The organism is Micromonospora sp. CPM1 (assembly GCF_023896895.1).
Classification (GTDB): Bacteria; Actinomycetota; Actinomycetes; order Mycobacteriales; family Micromonosporaceae; genus Micromonospora; species Micromonospora tulbaghiae.
The window spans coordinates 1-24,372 of record NZ_JAMHIU010000006.1; the positions used below are offsets into that span (position 1 = coordinate 1).

The window sequence follows — 24,372 nt, forward strand, 5'->3', positions numbered from 1 at the left end:
CCGGGCATTACGGTGGGCCATGAGACCTCCGGTTCCGTGTGGGCGTCAGCACCTCACACCTCGCCGGAGGTCTCGCCTCGTCTCAAGCCGCCACGCCGTCAACAACCCTCATGGGCATTACAGCTAGTGCGAGGCCGCCGAGCACGAGGTATGCCGTCGACCGGTCCGCCCGTTCGGCGGGCGGGCTGAGGAGGTTCGCCAGGAACGCGATGCCGGCCAGCAGGACCGTGGACCAGGTCGCAGCGAAGAATCCCACCAGCAGGATCGCCGAGACGAGCGCGTTCTGAAGTAGCCAGAGATGCCGTGCGTGGTAGCAGTGACGCAGGATCGGCTCCAGGTCGTACCCGATGGTCGGCACGACGGCCCGATGGCCCTCGTCGATCAGTTCGGCGATTACTCCATCGGCGAATCGCTCACTGCGGTATGCCGCTCCGCACAAATAGCGGGTGGTCGGCGACATCGGAGCCTGTTGTCGTTCGCGCGGCGGATTATGCGTGAAGAATCGCGTCGTTTCTGTCGGGTTCCTGTCACCGTCGATCGTGCTCGTCATGTGATCACCAATCGATGACGATGTTCCGGGGTCAGCCACGTTATGAGTTCCCGCCCTCTGCGGGAAAGTGGCCGTAGGTACCGCTCGCCGGGCTCGACGGGCCGATCCGTTCGTACGGCCGGACGGAGTTGCGGTCGAACAGGACACAGTCGCGATTCGGTGTTGCGCGACGACAACCGTTTCCGATTCACTCGGGCGAATTCTTTCTCCCGAGGACGCGGGGAGCTGCCGATGTCTGTTCGAGAATGCGCGGAATGCGGTTCGGTCGTTCCGTCTGCCGCGTCGCTCTGCCCGGTCTGCGCCGCGCCTTTCGCCCCGTTGGAAAGCGGCAGGTCCAAACCGGTGGGCCGTGACGAGCCCACGACGTCCGAGAGCGACGGCACCGCGCCGGCCCGGAGCCCCGGCACCGTGCTGGGCTTTGGCCCCGAGCCGGTCGAATTGCCGGTGCCCGTCGACGACGAGCGGGTCGCTGTGACCGGACCGGAGGTGGTGATCGAGCCGGACCGGGTCGCCGAGCTGGATCGCCTCACCGAGCCGGACGACGGCCACGGGTCGGACGGTCCCAGTACCGGGCCGGAACCGCGGCGGGCGTTCCTGCGAGCCATGCTGGTCGCCGCCGTCGTCAGCCTGGCGATCGCACTCGGGGCCGGTGGCGTCCTGTGGTTGGTGCGGGACGACGCCGACGTGCCGGGCGCCGACCCGTCGCCCGGGCAGACGCACAGAATTGAGGACGACCCGGGGGCAGGCACGGATGCGCCCTCGTCCGACCCGGCGAGCGCCGATCCGTGGGAGCTGACGCCGTCCCCTTCGGAGTCACCGGCCGTGGTCGGCCTCGTGACGATCGAGGCGGGCGTGGTGGACGCGCGAGCGGCTGAGGTCGCCCGCACCTTCGACGCCTACTTCAGCGCCGTCAACAACCGAAACTATCCGGCGGCCGCGGCCATGTTCGATCCGGCCGGGGACGTCCTCGACCCGGACGACGGCGGGGCCGTGGAACGGTTCGGGCGTCAGCTCGTCACCACGCACGACTCCGACGTGGTGCTGCGCTCGCTGACCGACGCCGGCCAGGCAGTGGTCGCGGCCGTGGTGACCTTCCGGAGCACTCAGGACCCCGGCTACGGGCCGAAGAACCGCCCGCAGGAGACCTGCACGCTGTGGCAGGTCCGGTACGAGCTCTCGACCACCTCGTCCGGGACGTACCGGATCCTGCGGAGCAAGTCCGCGGTGCCGTCGCGGCCCTGCGCGGCGTAGCCGGGGCGGCAGCCGGCCCCGGCGCCGCCCCGGCTGCGCCCGTCAGGCCGGCAGTACCTTCTCGATCGCCGCGCGCAGCTCGGGGTCCTCGGGCGTGACCTGCGGGCCGAACCGCGCGGCCGGCGTGCCGTCCGGCGCGACGAGGAACTTTTCGAAGTTCCAGCGCACGTCGCCGGTGTGTCCCTCGGCGTCCGGCGTGGACACCAGCTCCGCGTAGAGCGGGTGCCGGTCCGGCCCGTTGACATCGACCTTCTCCGTCAGCGGGAACGTCACGCCGTAGTTGACCTGGCAGAACTCCTCGATCTCGGCGGCGCTGCCCGGCTCCTGGCCGGCGAACTGGTTGCACGGCACCCCGAGCACCGTCAGCCCGCGTCCGGCGTACGTGTCGGCGAGTTCCTGGAGGCCCGCGTACTGCGGGGTGAGGCCGCAGCGGGAGGCCACATTGACCACGAGCAGGGCGCGGCCGCGGTAGCGGCCGAGGTCGGCCGGGTCGCCGGTGAGGGCGTCGATCTGGACGTCGAAAACGGTCATGGGACGAGGCTACGGGCCCTCGTGCCCACCGTCCCGCGTCACCCGTGAAATCGATGCATCTACATCTTGACGAAGTGGTGACGGCGTGAGTAGCGTCTCAGCAATCAATTTGGAAAGTTTCCTAACTATTGGAGGGACGCCGTATGAAGAGATCGCTCCGCCGGGCCCTGTGGGCCACCGGCGCCGTGGTCGCGCTCGCGGTCGCCGCGGTGCCCATGACCACCGCTTCGGCCGCCGGCAGCGTCACCGCCACGTTCGCCAAGGTGCAGGACTGGGGGACCGGCCACGAGGGGCGGGTGACAGTCACCAACGGCACCAGCTCCACCGTCAACGGCTGGCGCATCGAGTTCACGCTGCCCTCCGGCACCTCGATCAGCAGCTCCTGGGACGCCGACATCACCCGCAGCGGTGACCGCTACGTGGCGGTCAACAAGAGCTGGGCCGCGACGCTCGCCCCCGGCGCCAGCTTCAGCTGGGGCTACAACGGCACCGGCGCGTACAAGGCGCCGGTGAGCTGCACGATCAACGGTGGCTCCTGCACCGGCGGCGGCACGCCGACGACCACCGCGCCGACCACGGCGCCGCCGACCACGGCGCCGCCCACGACTGCGCCGCCGACGACCGCGCCGCCGACCACGCAGCCGCCCACCACGCCGCCGCCCGGTGGCAAGAAGGTCGTCGGCTACTTCGCCGAGTGGGGCGTCTACGCCCGCAACTACCACGTCAAGAACATCCACACCAGCGGCTCGGCCGCCAAGCTGACCCACATCCTGTACGCCTTCGGCAACACCACGGGCGGCCGGTGCAGCATCGGGGACAGCTACGCCGACTACGAGAAGGCGTACACCGCGGCGGACAGCGTCGACGGCGTCGCCGACACCTGGGACCAGCCGCTGCGCGGCAGCTTCAACCAGCTGCGCAAGCTGAAGAAGATGTACCCGAACCTGAAGGTGCTCTGGTCCTTCGGCGGCTGGACCTGGTCCGGCGGCTTCACCCAGGCCGCGCAGAACCCGGCCGCGTTCGCCGACTCCTGCTACTCCCTGGTCAAGGACCCGCGCTGGGCGGACGTCTTCGACGGCATCGACGTCGACTGGGAGTACCCGAACGCCTGCGGCCTCCAGTGCGACAGCAGCGGCCCGAACGCGTTCAAGAACGTGGTCTCGGCGCTGCGGAGCAAGTTCGGCTCCAGCTTCCTGGTCACCGCGGCGATCACCGCCGACGGCAGCAACGGCGGCAAGATCGACGCCACCGACTACGCCGGCGCCGCGAACAACCTCAACTGGCTGATGCCGATGACGTACGACTACTTCGGCGCCTTCAACGCGCAGGGACCGACCGCGCCGCACTCGCCGCTCTACTCCTACGCCGGCATCCCGCAGCAGGGCTTCTGGTCGGACGCGGCGATCCAGAAGCTCAAGTCCAAGGGCGTACCGTCCAGCAAGCTGCTGCTCGGCGTCGGGTTCTACGGACGCGGCTGGACCGGCGTGACCCAGGCCGCACCCGGCGGCAGCGCCACCGGCGCGGCCCCGGGAACCTACGAGGCGGGCATCGAGGACTACAAGGTGCTCAAGAACAGCTGCCCGGCCACCGGCACCGTCGCCGGCACGGCGTACGCCAAGTGCGGCAGCAACTGGTGGAGCTACGACACCCCGTCGACCATCGGCGGAAAGATGAGCTACGCCAACAGCCAGGGCCTCGGTGGCGCGTTCTTCTGGGAGCTCTCCGGTGACACCAGCAACGGTGAGCTGATCGGCGCCATCAAGGGCGGTCTCGGCTGAGCCGAGGGCCGACGCACCACCCACCCGGCGGGGAGGGGCCGCACCGGCCCCTCCCCGCCCGCGTGCCGTCCTGGCCGAGCGCGCCGATCCGGGTCAGGATGGGGAGTCACCCGGCCGCCCGGGCCGGATGTGGCACACTCGCCGCTCGACGAGTCCACGCGACGGGAGGACAGATGGGTCGCAGCCACCGGGGCCGGTTCGCCGGGCTCGCCCTCCTCGCGCTCCTGCCGGCGGCCCTGACCGCCTGCGGCTCGGGCGGCCAGGGCGGCGACACCCCGCCCAGCGGGAAGGCGCCGGCCGAGGAGGCGGCGGTCAAGAGCCGGGAACGCGTGCAGGCGTACCTGGACGCGCTGACCGCCCGCGACGCCGCCGCCGGCCGCAGCCAGCTCTGCGCGCCCATGCACGCCGCCTTCGACTCCGCCGCCACCGGCCCGAATGGCGACTTCGCCGACCACTTCACGGTGCCCGAGGCGACGATCACCGAGGTCCGCTCCGGCCCGAACGGCCAGGAGGTCAGCGCCTCGATCACGGTTGCCGCCGGCTCGCGCAAGGCCGCCCGGTCGCTGCTGTTCACCGTCACCCGTAACGGCGCGGACTGGTGCATCTCCGGCGAGGCGCCCGGCGAGCGCGCGGTCGAGCCGACCGCCGACCCGGCGGGGCCACCGCCGCCGGCGATGGCGCCCTCACCGGTTCCCTCCCAGTGACCGGAACCATCCCCCTCGGCGGTGAGTGATCGCGACGGTCGCCGTACGCTTTCCTTCATGCGCCATGAGTGGCATCAGCTGAGTCACCCCGCCGTGGGTAGCCCTGGTCTGCAGACCAGCCGACCGACCGCCGACTCCGCCGAGGACGCGGCCCTCGGCCTCGACCGCTGGCGGGAGCTGCCGCGCGCGCAGACCCCGCCCTGGGACGACCCGGCCCAGGTCGCCGAGGTCTGCCGGGTGCTGGACACGGTGCCCTCCGTGGTCGCGCCCTACGAGGTCGACCAGTTGCGGCAGCGGCTCGCGCTGGTCTGCGAGGGCAAGGCGTTCCTGCTCCAGGGCGGTGACTGCGCGGAGACCTTCGCCGACAACACCGAGAGCCACCTGCTCGCCAACGCCCGCACGCTGCTCCAGATGGCCATCGTGCTCACCTACGGTGCGTCGCTGCCGGTGGTCAAGGTCGCCCGGGTCGCCGGCCAGTACACCAAGCCCCGGTCGCTGCCGACCGACGCCCGCGGCCTGCCCGCCTACCGCGGCGACATGATCAACTCCCTGGAGGCCACGCCGGAGGCGCGGGTCGCCGACCCGCAGCGCATGATCCGGGCGTACGCGAACTCGGCCGCCGCGATGAACATGCTCCGCGCATACCTGGCCGGCGGGCTGGCCGACCTGCACGCCGTGCACGACTGGAACAAGGACTTCGTCCGGCGGTCCCCGGCCGGCGAGCGCTACGACGCGATCGCCCGCGAGATCGACCGGGCGCTGGCCTTCATCCGGGCCTGCGGGATGACCGACGACGAGGCGCTGCGCACCGTCACGCTGCACTGCTCGCACGAGGCGCTCGCGCTGGAGTACGACCGGGCGCTGACCCGGATCTCCAACGGCAAGGCGTACGGCCTGTCCGGGCACTTCCTGTGGATCGGCGAGCGGACCCGGCAGATCGACGGGGCGCACATCGACTTCATCTCCCGCATCGCCAACCCGATCGGGGTCAAGCTCGGCCCGACGACCACCCCGGACGAGGCGATCGAGCTCTGCGAGAAGCTCAACCCGGACAACATCCCCGGCCGGCTCACGCTGATCAGCCGGATGGGCAACCACCGGGTCCGGGACGCGCTGCCGCCGATCGTCGCCAAGGTCACCGCCGCCGGCGCAAAGGTCGTCTGGCAGTGCGATCCGATGCACGGCAACACGCACGAGTCCTCCAACGGCTACAAGACCCGGCACTTCGACCGGATCGTCGACGAGGTGCTCGGCTACTTCGAGGTGCACCGCGGCCTGGACACCCACCCGGGTGGTCTGCACGTCGAGCTGACCGGCGAGGACGTCACCGAGTGCCTCGGCGGCGCCCAGGGCATCGAGGACCTCGACCTGCCCGACCGGTACGAGACGGCCTGCGACCCCCGGCTGAACACCCAGCAGTCGCTGGAGTTGGCGTTCCTGGTGGCGGAGATGCTCCGTGGCTGACGCGAGGAGTGAGCTTGCGAGCCCCGCAGTCGGCAGCCGGAGGGGGCACAGTGGCTGACGCGAGGAGTGAGCTTGCGAGCCCCGCAGTCGGCAGCCGGAGGGGGCACAGTGGCTGACGCGAGGAGTGAGCTTGCGAGCCCCGCAGTCGGCAGCCGGAGGAGGCACCGTGGGTGAGGTCATCGATCTGCGGACGGACACCGTGACCCGGCCGACGCCGGGGATGCGGGAGGCGATGGCCGCCGCCGAGGTGGGCGACGACGTCTACGGCGAGGACCCGACGGTCACCGCGCTGGAGGCCGAGGTGGCCGCGCTGTTCGGTCATGAGGCGGCGCTGTTCGCCCCGAGCGGTTCGATGGCCAACCAGATCGCGCTCCAGTTGCACGTACCGCCCGGCGACGAGCTGCTCTGCGACGCCGACGCGCACGTGGTCACGTACGAGGTCGGTGCCGCCGCCGCGTACGGCGGGATCTCCTCGCGGACCTGGCCCGCGGTGGGCGCGGAGCTGGACCCCGACGTGGTCGCCGGGATGATCCGGCCGGACGGCTACTTCGCGGTGCCCACGCGGGCGATCGCCGTGGAGCAGACACACAACCGGGGCGGCGGTGGGGTGATCCCGCTGCCGACGCTGCGCCGGATGCGTGCGGTCGCCGACGAGCACGGGGTGGCCCTGCACTGCGACGGCGCGCGGATCTGGCACGCGCACGTGGCCGACGGGGTGCCGCTGGCCGGGTACGGCGTGCTGTTCGACACGCTCTCGGTCTGCCTCTCCAAGGGCCTCGGCGCGCCGGTCGGCTCGCTGATCGTGGGCAGCGCGGAGAAGATCGCCCGGGCGCGGTTCCTGCGCAAGCGGATGGGCGGCGGCATGCGGCAGGTCGGCATCCTCGCCGCCGCGGGCCGGTACGCGCTGGCGCACCACGTCGAGCGGCTGGCCGACGACCACGTCAAGGCGGCCCGGCTGGCCGAGGCGGTCGCCCCGCACGGGGTGCTCGCGTCGGTGGTGCGGACCAACATCGTGCCGCTGGACCTGACCAAGCACCCGCTGGACGCGCACGCGCTGGCGGCGGCCGCGCGGGCGGAGGGGCTGCTGATCTCGGTGCTCGGCCCGCGTACCGCCCGGCTGGTCACCCACCTGGACGTCACCGACGCGCAGATCGACCGCGCCGCCGCCATCCTGAACACCGCCCTGCGCGCCTGACCCACCCCGGGTCGGCGGTGATCAAGGAGTTCGTGTCCGAATCCGCGCCGGAGCGGGACACGAACTCCTTGATCACCGGAGTCACGCGGGGAGGGGAGCGAACCCCGTCAAGGGTGGAGGCGCTTGAGGGTGGCTATGTCGGCGGCGTGGCCGATGTGCTTCTCCGTGGGGGTCTCCACCAGCACGGGCACGCCGGCGGTCGCCGGATGCCGCATCAGCTCGGCGAACGCCGGCTCGCCGATGGTGCCCTTGCCGATGTTCTCGTGCCGGTCGCGGGTGGAGCCGCACAGGTCCTTCGAGTCGTTCGCGTGCACCAGCCGCAGCCGGTCCGCGCCCACAGTGGCGACCAGCGTGTCGAGCGTGGCGGTCATGCCGCCCTCGGCGGCCAGGTCGTGACCGGCCGCCCAGGCGTGACAGGTGTCGAAGCAGACCCCGAGCATCGGGTGCCGGTCGACCGCGTCCAGGTAGGGGCCGAGGTGCTCGACCCGGGACGCCAGCGACCGCCCGCCGCCGGCGCTCGGCTCGACCAGCAGCATCGGCCCGCCGGCGGCCGCGATCTCGTCGAGCAGCGGGAGCAGCGCCTCCCGGACCTGCCGCAGGGCCGCCTCGTCGTGACCGGCGTCGACCGAGCTGCCGGCGTGGAACACCACGCCCTCGGCGCCGATCGCCCGGCCCCGCCGCAGCGCGTGGGCCAGCGTCTCCGTCGACCGGGTCACTGTCGCCGGGGTGGGGGAGCCGAGGTTGACCAGCAGCGACGCGTGGATGAACACGGGCAGCCCGCGCTCGCCGCAGCCGTCGCGGAACAACGTGTCCTGCGCCGGGTCACCGGCCGGCAGCGCCCAGCCGCGCGAGTTCGAGACGTAGACCTGCACCACCTCGGACTCGGCCGCGTCCGCGTACGGCAGGGCCGCCCGGGCCAGGCCGCCGGAGGTGGGGGTGTGCGACCCCACCCGCCGGCGCCCGTCACACGCATTCACAGGCACGTCACCGTGACCGTCGTACCCGGCGGCACAGGCGTGTTCTCGGCCGGGTTCTGGAGCCGGACGATGCCGTTCGGGTTGAGCTGGACGTTGACCGGGAAGCCCTGGCTCTCCAGCGTCTGCTTGGCCTGCTGGCAGGGCATGTCGATCACCCGGGGGACGGCCACCTGCGGCGGACCCTTGCTGATCTCCAGCTTGACCTGGGCGCCCTTCTCCACGCCGGTGCCGTCGGCCGGGCTCTGGCCGAGGATCTCGTCCTTCGGCTTGTCGGAGTCCTTGACGTTCTCCACCGGCTTCAGCCCGAGCTGCGCGAGGATGGTGCGCGCCTCGGTGAGGCTCTTGCCGACCAGGTTGGGCACCGTCACCGGGGCGCGGCCCTTGCTGAGGATCACCGTCACCTTCGCCCCGGGCTTGACCACTGTGCCCACCTTCGGGTCGGTGGCCAGCACCACACCCGCGGGCAGCGTGTCGTCGTACCGGGAGGAGCCCTTGACCACGACCAGGTTGGCGCCCTCCAGCTCGGCCTGGGCCAGCGCGTAGTCCTTGCCCACCACGTCCGGCACCGGCAGCCGCTCCGGACCGAGCGACAGGGTCAGCGTGATCGTGCCGCCCTTGACGATCCGCGCGGCCGAACCGGGCGACTGCCCGAGCACCGTGTCCTTGGGGACCTGCTCGTCGTGGCGCGGGGTGGCGTACTTCAGCGTGAAGCCGCCGCGCTGGGCCTGCGCCTCCGCGTCGGCCTTGGTCAGGCTCACCATCTGCGGCGCGACCGTGTAGCGGCCCACGCCGAACCACCAGCCACCCACCGCGGCGACCAGGCCGAGCACCACGACCGCCGCGGCGACGGCCAGCCGGCCGCGCGGCGAGCCCATGATCCGGGTACGCAGAGCGGCGAACCCGGTCCCCGGGACGTCCTCCTCGACGGCGCGGCGCCGGTGCGGGCGCTGTGCGGCGCCGCCCTCGGGCAGCCGCGCCCACGCCGGGCGCTCGACCGGCTGGAGCGCGGCCACCATCTGGGTCGGCTGGCTCAGGACCGCGGTGTCGTCACTGAGCTGCGGCAGCACGGTGGTGTGCGCGTGCGGGTCGCCCAGCTGGTCGCGGACCGCCTGCACCTCGCTCAACAGCGCCGCGGCGTCGGCCGGGCGGCCGGCCGGATCGCGCCGGGTGGCCCGCGCGACGAGCGCGTCGAGAGCCGGCGGCAGCGTCGGCACCAGCGTCGACGGCGCCGGTACGTCCCGGTCGACGTGCTGCCACGCGACCTCCACCGGACGGTCGCCGTCGTAGGGCACCCGGCCGGTGAGCATCTCGAACAGCACGATGCCGGCCGAGTAGACGTCGGTGCGCGGGTCCGCGTGGCCCTGGGTGACCAGCTCCGGCGCCACGTACGCCACCGTCGCCATGAGCTGGTTGCCGTTCTCGTCCTCGGCGCTGGCCTCGACGGCCCGGGCCAGCCCGAAGTCGGCCACCTTGACCACGCTGTCGACCAGGTTGCGGCTGCCGCCGGTGGGCACCTCGGCGACCAGCACGTTCTCCGGCTTGACGTCGCGGTGCACCAGGCCGGCCCGGTGCGCGGCGGCGAGCGCGGCGAGCATCTGCTCGGTGATCGCGAGCGCCTCGTCCGGGTTGAGCCGGCGGCGCTCGGCGAGCACGTCGCGCAGCGTGCGGCCGCGGACGTACTCCATCACCAGGTACGGCAGGCCCGCGTGGATGCCCTGGTCGTAGACCGCCACCACGTTCGGGTGGGTGAGCCGGGCGATGGTCTTGGCCTCGTCGGTGAAGCGTTCGACGAAGCCGGCCATCCGGGCCTTGGCCTGCGGCGCCTGGGTCGGGTGAATGATCTTGACCGCCACGGTGCGCTCCAGGCGCTCGTCGGTGGCGGTGTACACGGTCGCCATGCCGCCTCGGGCGACGCGCCCGCGAATGCGGTAGCGCCCCTCGATCAGCGAGCCCAGCAACGTGTCGGCGACCTGTGTGTCCATCGGCAGGCAGTCTATGTGTCGGAAGGATGAAGGTAGAACAGGATGCTACCGCCGGGTTGCGACACGGGGGGACCGCCGCGCTCCCGGCGGTGGTGCGGGGTGCCGTGCACCGGGCCCGGCGGGCACGTGGCAGGGTGGTCGGGTGACCGATTCCGTACCCGCCGAGACCGGCCCCGACCTGGCCGGACCGGCCGACCCGGCCGGCTGGCTGACGCTGCCCGACGTGGCCGAGCGCCTGGACCTGTCGATCAGCAAGGTGCACCAGATGATCCGCGACCGTGAGCTGATCGCGGTGCGCCGCGACGGCGTCCGCCGGATCCCGGCCGACCTGGTGGCCAACCACACCGTGCTCAAGCACCTGCCCGGCGTGCTCAACCTGCTCGCCGACGCCGGTTACGACGACGAGGAGGCGCTGCGCTGGCTCTACCGGGAGGACCCCAGTCTTCCCGGCACCCCCGCCGTGGCCCTCGGCGGCGACCTGGCCCGAGAGGTCAAACGCCGAGCCCAGGCCGTCGCCTTCTAACCCACCCCGCCGCTGAGCCCGTCGATCATGAAGTTGGCGGCACGATCGGAGATCGACTTCGCCGCCAACTTCATGATCGACGCCCGCAAGGGGCGAGGGGCGGTCAGGCGGGGCGGCGGGTGGCGGCTATGGCCAGGTCGACCAGGGCCTGGCGGGCCTCGGTGTCCAGGTCGACAGCGGTGAGCGCGGCCAGGGCGCTCTCGGTGAGCGCGGCGATGTGCCGCTCGGCCCGATCCAGCGCGCCGCTGCTGGTGATCAGCTCACGCAGCCGGTCCACCCCGGCCGCGTCCAGGTCCGGTACGCCGAGCCCGGCCAGCAGCGCCTCCCGGCCGGCCGGGTCGAGCGTCTCCAGGGCGGCCGCCACCAGGTACGTCCGCTTGCCCTCGCGCAGGTCGTCGCCGGCCGGCTTGCCGGTGCGCTCCGGGTCGCCGAACACCCCCAGCACGTCGTCGCGGAGCTGGAACGCCTCACCCAGCGGCAGCCCGTACGCCGAGTACGCGGCGTGCACCTCGGCCGGCGCGCCGGCCAGCGCGGCGCCGAGCAGCAGCGGGCGCTCGACCGTGTACTTCGCCGACTTGTACCGGGCCACCTTGGCCGCCCGGTCCAGCGAGGTGTCCCCGGTGGCCTGGGTCAGCACGTCCAGGTACTGCCCGACTGTCACCTCGGTGCGCATCTCGTCGAAGACCGGCCGGGCGCGGGCCACTGTGGCCGGCGGCAGGCCGGATGAGTGCAGCAGCTCGTCGGACCAGACCAGGCACAGGTCGCCCAGCAGGATCGCCGCGGCGTCGCCGAAGGAGTCCGCGTCGCCGCCCCAGCTCGCCGCGCGGTGCCGGGCGGCGAACCGCCTGTGCATCGCCGGCTCGCCGCGCCGGGTGTCCGACCGGTCCATCAGGTCGTCGTGGATCAGCGCGCTGGCCTGCACGAACTCCAGCGCGGCCAGGGTGGCGACGACCTGGTCGGAGTCGACCCCGCCGGCGCCCCGGTAACCCCAGTAGCCGAACGCCGGGCGCAGCCGCTTGCCGCCGCCCAGCACGAACGCCTCGATCGCCTCGGCGACGGGCAGCAGGCCGTCGTCGACGGCGGTCAGCCAGCCGCGCTGGCCGGCGAGGAACTCGGTCAGCGCCTTGTCGATCCGCTGGCGCAGGCCGGCGCGATCGACGGGGGATACGGGAGCAGCGTGGGTCACGCCACGACGCTAGCGGTTCGCACCCGCTCTCGTCGTGCCCGGCGTCCCGGCGTGCCTCGTGCGTCACCGGGACGGACGGTCGCGCAGGTGGCGCGGCACGCCGGACGGCAGGTACGGGCGGGCCGTGGTGAGCGCTCGCGCGTACCCCCGGGTGGCCGGACCGGGCGGCGCGTGCGCCAGGCCGCGGCGGAACGCGGTGAGCTGGCCGACGGCCCGGTGGGAACCGGACCGGACCGCGTCGAGCAGCGCATCGCCGGCCACCGCGCACGCCTCGGGCACCGCGCCCAGGCCCAGGTGAGCGCGGGCCAGCCAGCCGCCGTACACGGCGGACCGGCGCGGGCGGCCCCGCGCGCCCACCGCGGGCGTCAGCAGCGGCACGGCGGCGGCCGGACGGCCCAGCGCGACGAGCGTGCGCCCGGTCATCGCCGCCAGCTCGGCCGCGTCGAGCCAGTAGAGCCAGGGCGGCTCCCGGCCGGGCTCCGGCGTGCCGGCCCGATCCGCCCCGGCCAGCGCCTGCCCGGCGGCGCGGGGACGCCCGGCGAGCGCGGCGGCGAGCGCCACCCGGTGCAGCAGCAGCGCCCGCAGGCCGGGTGAGGCGCCGGCGCGGCCGGCGGCGTACCCGATCCGGGCCAGGACCAGCGCGCCGGCCGCGTCGCCGGCGTCGGCCAGCAGGTGACTGGCCGACGCGAGCACGTACCCGGCCAGCGGCGGCTGCCCGGCGGCCACCGCCGCCCGCAGCGCCAGCCGGTACGCGACCAGGCCCCCACCGGGGTCGCCCGCGTCGGCGGCCAGCCAGCCGGCGAGCTGCGCCGACTCGGCGAGCGCGGGCAGCATCGCCCGCCGGCCGGCGGGCCCGGCGCGCCGGTAGCCGCGGACCGCCCGCCGCAGCCGGCGGGCGCCGTGCCCGGCGAGGTCGCCGCCGCCGAGCAGGTCGTCCCAGCGCCGCAGCGTGGCGAGCGTCACCCCGTCCGCCGGGTGACCACGACCGGAACCGCCTCCGGCGGGCTCGTCGTCCGGGCCGCTCGGGACGTCGGCGCCGAGCGGCCAGGGTTCGTCCGCGACGGGCCTGCGTGGGCCGCGGCGAGCGGTCCGGTGCTCGCCGTCCCGCCCGGGACGGCCGGGCCGCGGCGGCGGTGCGGCGGCGAACGGGCCGGCCGGCGTGCGGCCGCCCGGGTCGGCCGCCCAGCGGTACGCGAGCGTGAGCAGGGCCAGCCGGGCGCGGGATCCGGCCGGGTCGACCGCGGCGGGCGCCACGCCCAGCCGGCGGCTGCGGGCGGCGGCCCCGGCCAGCAGCTCGCCCGGCACCCCCAGGACCGTCGCCAGCCAGGCGGACCAGAAGTCGCCGGGAAGCCGCAGCTGGCGTTCCCAGCGGGACACCTCGTTTCGGGTCAGCGTGGGCACCCCGGAGGCGGCACACAGCTCGGCGGCCATCCGCTGCTGGCTCCAGCCACGGGCGGCCCGCAACTCGGCCAGCAGCGGCCCGAGCAGGCGCGGGCCGGGCGGCGGGGACGGGATCATCGGAACCTCCGGGGCGATGGCGCGGATGGCGACGCGGACGCCCGGCCAGGTGGTGGCGCCGGCGCGTCGCCGTCGTGGCGACCCCCGCGCGGGCCCCCGGGACGGCCGTCGGCCGCCCCACCGCGCTGCCGTAGTTCTACCCCCGGGGTACGACGTCGCGCCGGGGCAGGTGTTCGCGGGCTGGGAAGATTCCCGGTGCGGCGTGCCGTCCCGGTTACAGTCGGTCCGTGGCGCTCGGTCTTCCCTCGGTCCTTCCCAATCCCCAGCCGGCCATCGGGGAGCTGATCCGTGACGGCCGCCCCACGTTCTCCTTCGAGTTCTTCCCGCCGAAGACCCAGGCCGGGGAGAAGCTGCTCTGGCAGGCCATCCGCGAGCTGGAGTCGCTGCGTCCCTCGTTCGTGTCGATCACCTACGGCGCGGGCGGCTCGACGCGCGACACCACGGTGGCGGTGACCGAGCGGATCGCCACCGAGACGACGCTGCTGCCGATGGCGCACCTGACCGCGGTGAACCACTCGGTGGCCGAGCTGCGGCACGTGATCGGCCGGCTGGCCTCGGTCGGGGTGCGCAACGTGCTGGCCGTGCGGGGCGACCCGCCGGGCGACCCGGGCGGCGAGTGGATCGCCCACCCCGAGGGCGTCCGGTACGCCGAGGACCTGGTCCGGCTGGTCCGCGACAGCGGCGACTTCAGCGTCGGCGTGGCCGCCTTCCCGTACAAGCACCCGCGCTCGCCGGACGTGGACAGCGACACCGCGCACTTCGTCCGCAAGTGCCGGGCCGGCGCCGAGTTCGCGATCACCCAGATGTTCTTCGACGCCGACGAGTACCTGCGGCTGCGCGACCGGGTGGCCGCCGCGGGCTGCGACACGCCGATCCTGGCCGGGGTGATGCCGGTGACCCAGATCGGCACCATCGAACGGTCGGTGCAGCTGTCCGGCGCGCCGTTCCCGCCGGCGCTGGCGGAGCGGTTCGAGCGGGTGGCCGACGACCCGGAGGCGGTCCGCCGCCTCGGCGTCGAGCAGGCGAGCGAGATGTGCGAGAAGCTGCTCGACGAGGGCGTGCCGGGGATCCACTTCATCACGCTCAACCGGTCCACGGCGACCCGGGAGGTGTGGCAGCGGCTGCGCGCCGCCGCGCGGGTGTGACCACCCGCCACACGACACCCGCGCCGTGCTTCTACGGTTGATCCGTGGTGGGCACACAGCTGAACTGGGACCAGTACGCGACCGCGTGGGCGCGCTTGCACGGCGGCTTCGATCCGCGTACCGCCGCGCCGGTGGTGCGCGCCTGGCTGCGCTTCGCCTACCACGTGGGCTACGTGCTGGGCCGGCTGCGCGTCGGCCCGACCCCGGTGACCGTGTTCGGGGTGCTGCTCTGCTTCTGCGTACCCCTGTTCGTGGAGCGGCCCGGCAACGGGCCGTTCCTGGGCGCGTTGTTCGTGCTGCTGGCGGCCGTGGCCGACAGCGTCGACGGCGCGGTGGCGGTGGCCACCGGCCGCACCACCCGTCTCGGGTACGTGTACGACTCGGTCGCCGACCGGCTCGGCGAGGTGGCCTGGCTGGTCGCGTTCTGGCTGCTCGGCGCGCCGGGCGCGCTGGTGGCGGCGGCCGGCGGCCTGTCCTGGCTGCACGAGTACGTGCGGGCGCGCGCGGTGTCGGCCGGCATGCGGGAGATCGGCGCGGTGACGGTGGGGGAGCGGCCCACCCGGGTCTGCGTGGCGCTGGTCGGGCTGCTGGTCGCCGGGCTCACCGGCCTGATCGACGCCGACCTGACCGCCGGCACCATCACCATGGCCACCACGGTCTGGGTGCTGCTCGCCGGGTTCGGCCTCGGCCAGCTGCTCTCCGCCGTCCGCCGCGCCCTGGCCGACGCCGGCTGACCGCCGCGCCCCCGGGCGGCGGCACCTCACCAGGCCGGGCCGACCGCCTCCGCGACGATCTCCGCGGACAGCGTCACCATGGGCAGGCCGCCGCCCGGGTGGCTGGAGCCGCCGACCAGCCAGAGCCCGGCCACCGGGCCCCGGTTGGCCGGGCGCAGCAGCCCGCCCGCCGTGCCGTAGATCGCCCCGCCCGGCGCGCCGGTGGCCGCGTCCAGGTCCGCCGGGGTGCGGATCTCCCGGAACACCAGCCGGTCCCGCACGTCGGCCCCGCGCTCGGCCAGCACGTCGAGGATCCGGTCCGCGTACGCCTCGGCCAGGCCGGGCCGCCGCCAGTCCACGGCGCTCGCGGCGGTGCCGTGCCGGGGCGCGTTGACCAGCACGAACCACGCCTCGTGGCCGTCCGGCCGGACCGCCGGGTCGTCGGCGGCGGTGACGAACACCGTCGGGTCGGGCGCCGGGCGGGCCCGCACCCCGCGACCCGGGTCACCGAACACGGCGTCGAACTCGGCGTCGTAGTCGCGGGGGAAGAAGACGTTGTGGTGGGCCAGCCCGGAGTCGCCGCGCACGCCCAGCAGCAGCACGAACCCGGCCAGGCTGCGGTCGGTGAGCGCGGCCAGCCGGCGCGGGTCGGGCAGCAGGTCCCGGTAGACGGTGAGCGCGTCCACGTTTGCCACCACCACGTCGGCGGGCACCGGCGCGGCCGTCCCCGTCACGCGTACGCCGTGCACCCGCCCGCCCGCGGCGTCGATCCGGGTGACGGTGGCGCCGGTGCGTACCACCACGCCCAGGTCCAGGCAGCGCGACAGCAGCGCGTCGGCGAGCGTGCCCAGCCCGCCGCGCAGGTACCAGCCGCCGTACGCCAGCTCCGCGTAGGGCACGGCGACGAGCGCGGCCGGGGCGCGGCGCGGGTCCGCGCCGGTGTACGTGGCGTACCGGTCCAGCAGCATCCGCAGCCGCGGGTCGGACAGGTGGCGGCGGCCCAGCCCGCGCAGCGTACGGCCGGGGCCGATGGCGGCCAGGTCGCCCAGCCGCCAGGCCAGCGCGGCCAGGTCGCGGGGCGAGTCGACGGTACGGCGCAGGATGTCCCGGTGCGAGGCCGACCACACCCGGCCGGCGCGCCGCCACAGCCCGCGCCAGTCGGCGGCGGACCGGTCGCCGAACGCGGCGCCGATCCGGGCGGCGAACTCGTCCGGGTCGGCGCAGGAGTCGAGCGCCTGCCCGCCGCCGGGGAAGACGTGCCGCACGATCGGGTCCAGCGGGACCAGATCGAGGTATTCGTCGAGCTTCGCCCCGGTCGCCTCGAACAGGTCGTGGAAGACCTGTGGCAGCGTGAACAGGCTCGGCCCGGTGTCGAAGTGCCACACCCCCTCCGGGGTGTGGTGGGCGTACCGGCCGAGCTTGCCCCCGACCGTGCCGGCCCGTTCGAGGACGGTGACCTCGTGCCCGGTGACCGCGAGCCGGGCGGCGGCGGCGAGCCCGCCCACCCCGGCGCCGATGACCACGATGCGCGCCATGGCGTGCCCCTCCTAGGTGACCGGGCGACCCCGCCAGGTGAGCCGGTGTCGCTTCCGCAGATGGTACGACCGGACGGTCAGCCAACCGAGGACCACGACCGACACGGGGTGGCCCAGCGCGTCGGGCCACGCCCGCCCGCCGGTGGCGCGGGCGCTCACCACCCGCCCGGCGACGCCGGCCAGGTAGGCCAGGAACGCCACAGCGGCCACCGCCGGCGCGCCGGCGAGCAGCGCCCCGGCGGCCAGCAGCGGCGGCGCGACGTAGAGCGCGAACAGCAGCGCCAGCACGGCCGCCGCGGCGGTGGGATGCCCGAACGTCGCCCACAGCGACTTGGTGTAGCCGTCGCGCAGCTGCGGCCAGGTGTCGTACATCCGGCAGGACGCCAGCCGGGACCCGTCGGCGAGCGCGATCCGCCCGCCGGCCCGCTTCACCGCCCGGGCCAGCTCGATGTCCTCCAGCACCTTGTCGGCCACCGCCGCGTGCCCGCCGGCCCGCAGGTAGCCGGCCCGGTCCACGACCAGGAACTGCCCGCCCGCCGCGGCCAGCGAGGGCCGCCGCGAGCGTTCCATCGCGCGCAGCGGCAGGAACGTCAGCCACAACCACTGCAACAACGGCTGCACCAGCCGGTCGGCCGCCGTCCGCACCACGATCCGGGGGTACGGCGACAGCAGCGCCGCGTCCGCCGCGCGCAACTCGGTCACCGCCGCCGCCACCGCGTACGGGGTGAGCACCACGTCGGCGTCGACGAAGGCCAGCACGGCCGGTTCCGGGCCGGTCCGGGTGGCGAGCTGCCAGCAGGCGTGCGGCTTGCCCAGCCAGCCGGGCGGCGGGGCGACGCCGGTGAGCAGCGTGACCCGGGGATCGTCACCGGCCACCGCGCGGACCACGTCGGCGGTGCCGTCGGTCGAGCCGTCATCGAGCACCACGATGCGCAGGTCCGGCACGCCGCGCTGGGCCAGCAGCGCGCGCAGGCACGGGGTGACCCGCTCGGCCTCGTCGCGCAACGGCAGCAGCACCGCCACCGGCTCGGTCACCTCGGCCGGGCCGGCGGTGGGGCGGCGCAGCCAGGCGTACGCGTTGACGAGCGTGTGCCCGGTGAGCGCGGCGACCGCCACGGCCAGCGCGAGGGCGGCGATCATGCCGGGGCGTCGACGCGCGGCGCCGGCTGCGGCTCGGCGGCCGGGTCCCGGCGGGCCCGCCACAGCGTCACCGCCAGCGGCACCGCCGCCACCGCCATCCCGGCCGCGCCCCACAGCGCCGAGGCCGGCAGCCGCAGGAACACCGCGTGCGCCAGCACGCTGGAGGCGTACGTCCAGAGGTAGAGCGCGAACATCGGGGCGTCCCGGCCGTCGACCCGGTCCGCCGACGGCCCGGCGAGCGGGCGCAGCGCGACGGCGAGCAGCACCGCGAAGCCCAGCCACCCCAGGTAGTTGCTGATCGGGATGCCGGGTAGCCCGGGCAGCGCCGGGGTGGCGTCGAGCCAGGTCCAGTAGCCCTCGGCCACCATCTGCGGGTCGAGGAACAGGTCCCAGGCGGCCAGCCCCACCGCGGAGAGCGCGATCCGCGCGACCCGGGAGCGGACCAGCCGGACCGCGGTGAGCCAGGCCGGCCAGGCCATCCAGGTCCAGGCGAGCGGGATGATCAGCGGCACCCCGGCCAGCTTCGGGCCCAGCTCGCCGGAGTAGTCGTAGCTGCCGAACGGGAACCCGGTGGCCACGCCGATCGCCTCCACCGCGAACCCGCCGCCGGTGACGACAGCGACCAGCGCGGCGGCGGCACGGACGCCCCGGGTGAGCAGCGCGTGGCCGACCGAGAGCAGCCAGCCGAGCACCACCGTGGCCACCGTGAGCCCGGCCCGGGTCGCGCCGCCGGTGAGCGGGTAGCAGATCTGGGCGAGCACCAGCACGGCCAGCAGCGCCCAGGGCAGCCGACCCTTCATGACACGTCCGGCGGGGGCAGCGGCAGGTCCCGGCCGAGCACGCCGAACGGCCGCTCGTCGCCGGGGAAGTGGAAGTGGCGCAGGACGTCGACGAAGCCGAACCGGCGGTACAGCCGCCAGGCCCGGGACTTCTCCTCGTCGGCCTCCGGCGTGGACAGCAGCGTGGTGTCGCCCTCGGCCACGGCGAGCAGCGCGCGCAACTGGCGGGCGCCCAGGCCGTGCCCCTGCGCGGGCGGGCGGACGTGCAACTCGACCACCTCGAACGGGTGGGCCAGCCAGCGCTGCCGGTCCTGCGCGTTCAGCGCCCGGTGCACCTGGTCGTGCCACCACTGCCCGGTGGCGCCCCGGTAGCCGTACCCGAAACCGGCCAGGTGCCCCTCGCTGGTCAGGCTGGCGACGGCGCGGAAGCCGGGCCGGCGGACGTGGGTGGCGATGTAGCCGCGGCGGGCCTCCAGCAGGTCGGGCCGGTAGCCCATCGCCTCGCCGTAGACGGCCACCACGTCGTCCAGCCGCCGGACCAGGTCGTCCGGTGTCCACCGCACCAGCCTCATGCGTACCCTCTCGATGTTTCCGGGTCGCCGTCGGCGGCGGCCCAGCCGAGCACCGTACGGTCGCCGACCACGTCGCCCACCGCGAACCGCGCGAACAGTTCCTCCGCGTACCAGCCCTCGGTGGGGGTGCGGGTGATCGCGGCGCGGTGCTCCGGGGAACGGTACGCGAACGCGACCAGGTCCGCCGGGTCGCGCCACACGCTCACCGTGCCCTGCCAGCCCAGCGGCGCCTCGCCGACGCCGAACCGGGCGAGCAGGCCGGGCGCGGTGTGCAGCTCGGCGGCGACCGGCGGGATCGCGCGCCAGAACGTGGCCGCCCGGCGGGCCCGCAGCCGGGCCCGGGTCAGCGCCAGCACCGGCCCGGTGACCCGCCCGCCCGACGGCGCGCCGAACGGCTCCCGGCCGGACCACCGGCCGCGGCTGGTCAGCGGGCGCAGGTCCACCCGTACCGAGGCGTGGGCGATCCGGGCCCAGGAGCGGGCGACCGGGGAGGCTTCGAAGCCGTCCGCGTCGGCGGGGGAGTCCCAGACCACGAGCGCGGCCCACCGGGTCAGGTCGGCGTCGCCGGGGCCGAAGCCGGTGCCGGTCCCGGTGCCGAGCAGCTTGGCGAAGCGCACGCCCGGCAGCCGGCGCAGCCGTGCCGGGTGGGTGGCCATCCGGGCCGGCACACCGGGTACGGCCCGGCGGGGCACACGCCATACGTGCAGCGTGACGAGTCCGGGGTTCACGCCACCTCGGCCGGGGTGCCGGCGGTGATCCGCAGCAGTTCCGCGTACGTGGTGGGGAACACCGCCCGGGGCACGCCGCCGGCCGCCCACACCTCGTCGTACCCGGCCAGTGCGGTGTCGACGACGGTCCGCAGCGGCGCGGGGTGGCCGACCGGGGCGACGCCGCCGATCACCTGCCCGGTGTGCCGCTTGACGAACTCCGGGGTGGCCCGGCGCAGGTGGGTCACGCCCAGCGTGGCGGCCAGCCCGGCGGTGTCCACCCGGTGCGCGCCGGAGGTGAGCACCAGCAGCGGCGCGTCGTCCGCGTCGAAGATCAGCGAGTTGGCGATGGCGCCGACGGCGACGCCGAGCGCCTCGGCCGCCGCGGCCGCGGTGTGCACCGCCTCGGGCAGTAGCCGGACGAGGCTGGCCTCGCCCGATCCGTTCCGCGCGCCCGCGTCGTCGAGCGCGCGCTGCACCGCCTGCACGTTCGGGTGTGGCTGCATGCCCCCATTCTTCCCTCACCCCGGCGCGGCCCCGCCGGGGGCCGTCGCCCTCCCGTGCGTCCCCGGCGCGTCACACGTTGCGTTTTCGTCGGTGGGGAGGTGTACTGTCAGGGTAGTTAGAACGAGTGTTCGATTCCGGCTCGAATGGCAAGCGGCTCAGCTCCCCGGCTGGCCCGGCCTGATCCGAGCCGGTCGCGCACCCGTCGAACGCTCCGGAAGCGGTGTTTCGCGGCACCGGCTTCCGGGAGGTGCGGCACCGCGGGCCGCACCGGGTCTCGGACAGTCGCGAGTCCGGGCCCGTCAGGCAGGTCGTCGCCCGCCGCCCACGACCCCCGGGCGGCGGGCGACGGACCCGCCGGCACGCCGGCCGGGTGTGGGTGTGGGGAAGCGTCCACATCCGGCCGGCCGCCACCTGAAAGGGTGCGTCTTCCTCCGCACCGACCGTTCCGGGCAACCGGGCGACGTTCCCCGTCGCGCGACCGCCCGCCCCGGCCACACGCGGAGGAGAGACCCATGCCGACCAGTCCGGCCCAGGCACCCACGGTGCCCGCGCACGTGCTGCCGCACCGCACCCCCGCCCAGTTGCTCGCGGTGGCCCGCGACGGGCTGGCCGAGGCCGCACGCACCCGCCCCGACGGCCTCCGGTACGCCGCCGCCCACCTCGCGGCGCTGCGCGCCGCCGCCGCCGTGCTCGCCGCCCGGGCCCGCCCCGCGCCCACCCGCCGGCACCGGATCACCAGCGTCTGGGTGCTGCTCGTCACCGTCGCCCCCGAGTTGGACGAGTGGGCCGCTTACTTCGCCGCCGGTGCGAGCAAGCGGGCCGCCGCCGAGGCCGGCATCCCCCGCGTGGTCACCGCCCGGGAGGCCGACGACCTGCTGCGCGCCGCCGAGGAGTTCGTGACGGTGGTGGAGACCGCACTCGGCCTGGCACACCAGCCGGCGCTCGACGGCCTGCCCCGCCCGCTGCGGCTCGGCGCCTCCGACTCCCCGCCCGGAGCAGCCGCCGCCTGATTCGTGGCGCCCGGCCACCACCGGCGGGACCCCGGGTGGCCGGGCGCCGCACCCACGGCACACGCGTGCCGCGCACGACAAGATCCACAGCACCATCCACGGGTGAGGCCCGTGGCGAAACACGACGGGGGGTTGGTCCGATGGCGGGCCGCATGGTGGTCGGTTCCGCCGCCCTGGCCGATCTGGTCCGGCCGGCGAGCGCACCCGACCCGGCCGGCGGCCACCGGGTGCTTCCCGTCCGGGCCGAGCTGACCGGGCTGCTGCCCAACCGCGGCCTGCGGCGCGGCAGCACCGTCGCGGTCGGCGCCGGGCAGCCCCGGCGCAGCGGTGCCACCTCGCTGATCCTCGCGCTGCTCGCCGAGGCGTCCCGGGCCGGCTCGTGGTGCGCCGTGGTCGGCGTACCCACCTTCGGGGCCGGCGCGGCGGCCGAGGCGGGCATCGCCCTGGACCGGCTGGCCCTGGTGCCCGACCCCGGGCCGGAGTGGCCCACTGTGGTCGCCGCGCTCATCGACGGGGTCGACGTGGTGGTCACCGCCGTGCCGGCCACCGTCTCCGCCTCGGTCGCCACCCGGCTGGCCGCCCGTGCCCGGCAGCGCGGAAGCGTGCTCGTCCCGTACGGCCGGTGGGACGGCGCGGACGTCACGCTCCAGGTGGTCCGGGGCGTCTGGCAGGGGCTCGGCCCCGGTCGCGGCCGGCTGCGCCGCCGCGAGGTGACCGTCTCGGCCCGGGGCCGGGGCGCCGCCGCCCGTCCCAAGGAGATCAAGGTGTGGCTGCCCGGCGACGAACTGACCCGGGTGATCCCCCGCTCGGCCGGGCTCGGCGCCCCGTCCGCCACGCCGTCACGCCGGCTGCGCGTGGTCGCCCCACCCGCCCGTACGCTCGCCGCGGCCGGTCCGGCGTGAGCGGCGTACCGCAGCGGACGCTGCTGCTCTGGTGTCCGGACTGGCCGGTCCTCGCCGCCGAGATCGTCGACGGGGTGCCCGCCACCGACCCGGTCGTGGTGCTGCACGCCAACCGGGTGATCGCCTGCTCCGAACGGGCCCGCGCCGAGGGGATCCGGCGCGGTCTGCGCCGCCGCGAGGCGCAGGGGCGCTGCCCGCACCTCACGGTGGTCGACCACGACCCCGGCCGGGACGTGCGCGCGTTCGAACCGGTGGTGGCCGCCGTGGAGGAGGTGGTCGCCGGCGTCGAGGTGATCCGGCCCGGCGCCTGCGCCACGGCGGCCCGGGGGCCGAGCCGCTACCTCGGCGGCGAGGAGGCGGCGGCCGAGCGGATCGTGGAGCACGTCGCGCAGAGCTGCGCGGTGGAGAGCCAGGTCGGCATCGCCGACGGGGTGTTCGCGGCCGGGCTGGCCGCCCGGGAGGGCCGGATCGTGGCCCCCGGCGGCACCCGCGAGTTCCTGGCCGCCCGGCCGGTCGAGGCGCTCGGCCGGCCCGCCCTGGCCGACCTGCTGCGCCGGCTCGGCGTCCGCACCCTCGGCGACTTCGCGGCGCTGCCGGCCGGGGACGTGCTGGCCCGGTTCGGCTTCGACGGGGCGCTGGCGCACCGGCTCGCCGGCGGCCGGGACGACCGCCCGCTCGCGGTCCGGCAGCCACCCGCCGACCTCACCGTCACCGCCGACTACGACGAGCCGATCGACCGGGTCGACGCCGCCGCGTTCGCCGCCCGCACGCTCGCCGAACGGCTGCACGAGCGGCTGGCCGGGTACGGGCTGGCCTGCACCCGTCTCGGCATCGAGGCGGTCACCGCGCACGGCCAGGAGCTGCACCGGGTCTGGCGGCACGACGGCCTGCTCACCGCGGCGGCCATCGCCGACCGGGTCCGCTGGCAGCTCGACGGCTGGCTCTCCGGCAGCAACGGCCGGGGCGGGACGCGTCCGGCCCGCCCCACCGCCGGGATCGTCCGGCTGCGACTGGTGCCCGACGGGGTGCTCGCCCAGGCGGGCCTGCAACCCGGGCTGTGGGGGGAGACCGGTGAGGAGCGGGAGCGGGCGCACCGCGCGCTGAGCCGGGTACAGGGCATCCTCGGCCCCGAGGCGGTGGTCACCGCGGTGCTCGGCGGCGGGCGGTCCCCGGCCGACCAGGTGCGCCTCGTGCCGTGGGGCGACGAGCGGGTGCCCGCGCGCCCCGGCCCGCCACCCCTGCCATCCGTGGCAGCGCCTCCGGCTCCGGCGCCCGCCTCTGCCGTCGTACCCGCTGGGAGTGGTGCGGGGCGACGGGCCGGCCGGGGCCGGGCGGCGCCGGAGCCGCCGTGGCCGGGGCGGATCCCGCCACCGTCGCCGGCCGTGGTGCTGCCCACCCCGTTGCCGGCCGACGTGCGCGACGCCGCGGGGGAGCCGGTCGTGGTGAGCGCCCGGCTGGCGGTCAGCGCGGCGCCGGCCCGGCTCACCGTCGGCGACGGCCGCCCGGCCGAGATCACCGGGTGGGCCGGCCCGTGGCCGGTGGACGAGCGCTGGTGGGCGCCGGCCGAGGCGTGCCGCCGGGCCCGGTTCCAGGTGTGCCTGGCCGACGGCGCCGCCCTGCTGCTCGCGGTCGAGGGCGGGCAGTGGCTGGTGGAGGCGATCTATGACTGAGCGCCGGGGAAGATCTTGGTACGAGAGCGCCCC

At 75.2% G+C, this 24,372-nt stretch carries 23 protein-coding genes; 11 read left to right on the forward strand and 12 right to left on the reverse strand.

The genetic code is table 11. From position 1 onward, the window contains the following. Window positions 1-82 precede the first annotated feature (82 nt). Entirely contained in the window at window positions 83-550 is a 468-nt protein-coding gene (locus tag M8C11_RS09005; protein WP_252449233.1) for a hypothetical protein, read from the reverse strand. 159 nt (window positions 551-709) lie between these two features. On the opposite strand from M8C11_RS09005, the gene M8C11_RS09010 reads away from it, so the two are divergent. Further along, complete coding sequence (locus M8C11_RS09010) at window positions 710-1,801, forward strand: hypothetical protein (RefSeq protein ID WP_252449234.1); 1,092 nt, start codon at window positions 710-712, stop codon at window positions 1,799-1,801. Between the two features lie 42 nt (window positions 1,802-1,843). On the opposite strand, the gene M8C11_RS09015 is transcribed toward M8C11_RS09010, so the two are convergent. Then, complete coding sequence (locus M8C11_RS09015; RefSeq protein ID WP_252449235.1) at window positions 1,844-2,332, reverse strand: glutathione peroxidase; 489 nt, start codon at window positions 2,330-2,332, stop codon at window positions 1,844-1,846. Window positions 2,333-2,475: 143 nt separating this feature from the next. On the opposite strand from M8C11_RS09015, the gene M8C11_RS09020 reads away from it, so the two are divergent. The 4 genes from M8C11_RS09020 (at window position 2,476) to M8C11_RS09035 (ending at window position 7,473) form a co-directional block, all read left to right on the forward strand. Continuing rightward, complete coding sequence (locus tag M8C11_RS09020) at window positions 2,476-4,110, forward strand: glycosyl hydrolase family 18 protein (RefSeq protein ID WP_252449236.1); 1,635 nt, start codon at window positions 2,476-2,478, stop codon at window positions 4,108-4,110. A 173-nt stretch (window positions 4,111-4,283) separates the two neighbouring features. Beyond that, entirely contained in the window at window positions 4,284-4,814 is a 531-nt protein-coding gene (locus M8C11_RS09025; protein ID WP_252449237.1) for a hypothetical protein, read from the forward strand. Between the two features lie 57 nt (window positions 4,815-4,871). Further along, complete coding sequence (locus M8C11_RS09030) at window positions 4,872-6,278, forward strand: class II 3-deoxy-7-phosphoheptulonate synthase (protein WP_013475760.1); 1,407 nt, start codon at window positions 4,872-4,874, stop codon at window positions 6,276-6,278. A gap of 220 nt (window positions 6,279-6,498) precedes the next feature. Continuing rightward, the gene (locus M8C11_RS09035; RefSeq protein WP_252449373.1) at window positions 6,499-7,473 is read left to right on the forward strand and encodes a low specificity L-threonine aldolase; all 975 of its coding nucleotides are present in this window, start codon (window positions 6,499-6,501) and stop codon (window positions 7,471-7,473) included. A gap of 107 nt (window positions 7,474-7,580) precedes the next feature. Here M8C11_RS09035 and M8C11_RS09040 read toward each other — a convergent pair whose 3' ends face one another. Continuing rightward, window positions 7,581-8,450, reverse strand: coding sequence for a deoxyribonuclease IV (locus tag M8C11_RS09040; protein ID WP_252449374.1), 870 nt, complete (start codon window positions 8,448-8,450; stop codon window positions 7,581-7,583). Continuing rightward, on the reverse strand, window positions 8,447-10,432 hold the full coding sequence (gene pknB / locus M8C11_RS09045; RefSeq protein ID WP_252449238.1) for a Stk1 family PASTA domain-containing Ser/Thr kinase: 1,986 nt from the start codon (window positions 10,430-10,432) through the stop codon (window positions 8,447-8,449). Before pknB ends, M8C11_RS09040 begins: the two co-directional genes overlap by 4 nt. A 142-nt stretch (window positions 10,433-10,574) precedes the next feature. Here pknB and M8C11_RS09050 point away from each other — a divergent pair, with 142 nt between their 5' ends. Beyond that, window positions 10,575-10,955: an Rv2175c family DNA-binding protein gene (locus M8C11_RS09050; RefSeq protein WP_252449239.1), complete on the forward strand. Its 381-nt coding sequence runs from the start codon at window positions 10,575-10,577 to the stop codon at window positions 10,953-10,955. Window positions 10,956-11,058: 103 nt separating this feature from the next. Here the strand turns inward: M8C11_RS09050 and M8C11_RS09055 are convergent, their stop codons facing one another. Together M8C11_RS09055 and M8C11_RS09060 are read right to left on the reverse strand one after the other, a co-directional pair. Then, complete coding sequence (locus M8C11_RS09055; RefSeq protein WP_252449240.1) at window positions 11,059-12,141, reverse strand: polyprenyl synthetase family protein; 1,083 nt, start codon at window positions 12,139-12,141, stop codon at window positions 11,059-11,061. Window positions 12,142-12,204: 63 nt separating this feature from the next. Beyond that, window positions 12,205-13,659, reverse strand: a complete 1,455-nt coding sequence (locus M8C11_RS09060) for a helix-turn-helix transcriptional regulator (RefSeq protein WP_252449241.1) — start codon at window positions 13,657-13,659, stop codon at window positions 12,205-12,207. 227 nt (window positions 13,660-13,886) lie between these two features. Here M8C11_RS09060 and metF point away from each other — a divergent pair, with 227 nt between their 5' ends. Both metF and M8C11_RS09070 read left to right on the forward strand, forming a co-directional pair. Then, complete coding sequence (gene metF / locus M8C11_RS09065; protein ID WP_121686148.1) at window positions 13,887-14,804, forward strand: methylenetetrahydrofolate reductase [NAD(P)H]; 918 nt, start codon at window positions 13,887-13,889, stop codon at window positions 14,802-14,804. A 44-nt stretch (window positions 14,805-14,848) separates the two neighbouring features. Beyond that, a complete protein-coding gene (locus M8C11_RS09070) occupies window positions 14,849-15,538 on the forward strand; it encodes a CDP-alcohol phosphatidyltransferase family protein (protein ID WP_252449242.1) in 690 nt (229 codons plus the stop codon). A gap of 26 nt (window positions 15,539-15,564) precedes the next feature. On the opposite strand, the gene M8C11_RS09075 is transcribed toward M8C11_RS09070, so the two are convergent. From M8C11_RS09075 to M8C11_RS09100, 6 genes are read right to left on the reverse strand one after another with little or no spacing between them, the layout of a single operon-like run. After that, window positions 15,565-17,052 (reverse strand): NAD(P)/FAD-dependent oxidoreductase, encoded by a 1,488-nt coding sequence (locus M8C11_RS09075; protein ID WP_252449243.1) that lies wholly within the window; start codon window positions 17,050-17,052, stop codon window positions 15,565-15,567. Between the two features lie 12 nt (window positions 17,053-17,064). Next, the gene (locus M8C11_RS09080; protein ID WP_252449244.1) at window positions 17,065-18,192 is read right to left on the reverse strand and encodes a glycosyltransferase family 2 protein; all 1,128 of its coding nucleotides are present in this window, start codon (window positions 18,190-18,192) and stop codon (window positions 17,065-17,067) included. Beyond that, window positions 18,189-18,992, reverse strand: coding sequence for a carotenoid biosynthesis protein (locus M8C11_RS09085; RefSeq protein ID WP_252449245.1), 804 nt, complete (start codon window positions 18,990-18,992; stop codon window positions 18,189-18,191). The genes M8C11_RS09080 and M8C11_RS09085 overlap by 4 nt, the downstream gene beginning before the upstream one ends. Continuing rightward, the gene (locus M8C11_RS09090; RefSeq protein WP_252449246.1) at window positions 18,989-19,543 is read right to left on the reverse strand and encodes a GNAT family N-acetyltransferase; all 555 of its coding nucleotides are present in this window, start codon (window positions 19,541-19,543) and stop codon (window positions 18,989-18,991) included. The genes M8C11_RS09085 and M8C11_RS09090 overlap by 4 nt, the downstream gene beginning before the upstream one ends. Next, window positions 19,540-20,271, reverse strand: a complete 732-nt coding sequence (locus M8C11_RS09095) for a monooxygenase (protein ID WP_252449247.1) — start codon at window positions 20,269-20,271, stop codon at window positions 19,540-19,542. The genes M8C11_RS09090 and M8C11_RS09095 overlap by 4 nt, the downstream gene beginning before the upstream one ends. Further along, window positions 20,268-20,756, reverse strand: coding sequence for a YbaK/EbsC family protein (locus M8C11_RS09100; protein WP_120568807.1), 489 nt, complete (start codon window positions 20,754-20,756; stop codon window positions 20,268-20,270). The genes M8C11_RS09095 and M8C11_RS09100 overlap by 4 nt, the downstream gene beginning before the upstream one ends. Window positions 20,757-21,269: 513 nt before the next feature. Here M8C11_RS09100 and M8C11_RS09105 point away from each other — a divergent pair. The 3 genes from M8C11_RS09105 (at window position 21,270) to M8C11_RS09115 (ending at window position 24,339) form a co-directional block, all read left to right on the forward strand. Beyond that, the gene (locus tag M8C11_RS09105; RefSeq protein WP_252449248.1) at window positions 21,270-21,767 is read left to right on the forward strand and encodes an SAV_6107 family HEPN domain-containing protein; all 498 of its coding nucleotides are present in this window, start codon (window positions 21,270-21,272) and stop codon (window positions 21,765-21,767) included. 140 nt (window positions 21,768-21,907) lie between these two features. After that, complete coding sequence (locus tag M8C11_RS09110) at window positions 21,908-22,669, forward strand: hypothetical protein (RefSeq protein WP_120568809.1); 762 nt, start codon at window positions 21,908-21,910, stop codon at window positions 22,667-22,669. Further along, window positions 22,666-24,339 (forward strand): DNA polymerase Y family protein, encoded by a 1,674-nt coding sequence (locus M8C11_RS09115; RefSeq protein ID WP_252449249.1) that lies wholly within the window; start codon window positions 22,666-22,668, stop codon window positions 24,337-24,339. Before M8C11_RS09110 ends, M8C11_RS09115 begins: the two co-directional genes overlap by 4 nt. Window positions 24,340-24,372: the final 33 nt, after the last annotated feature.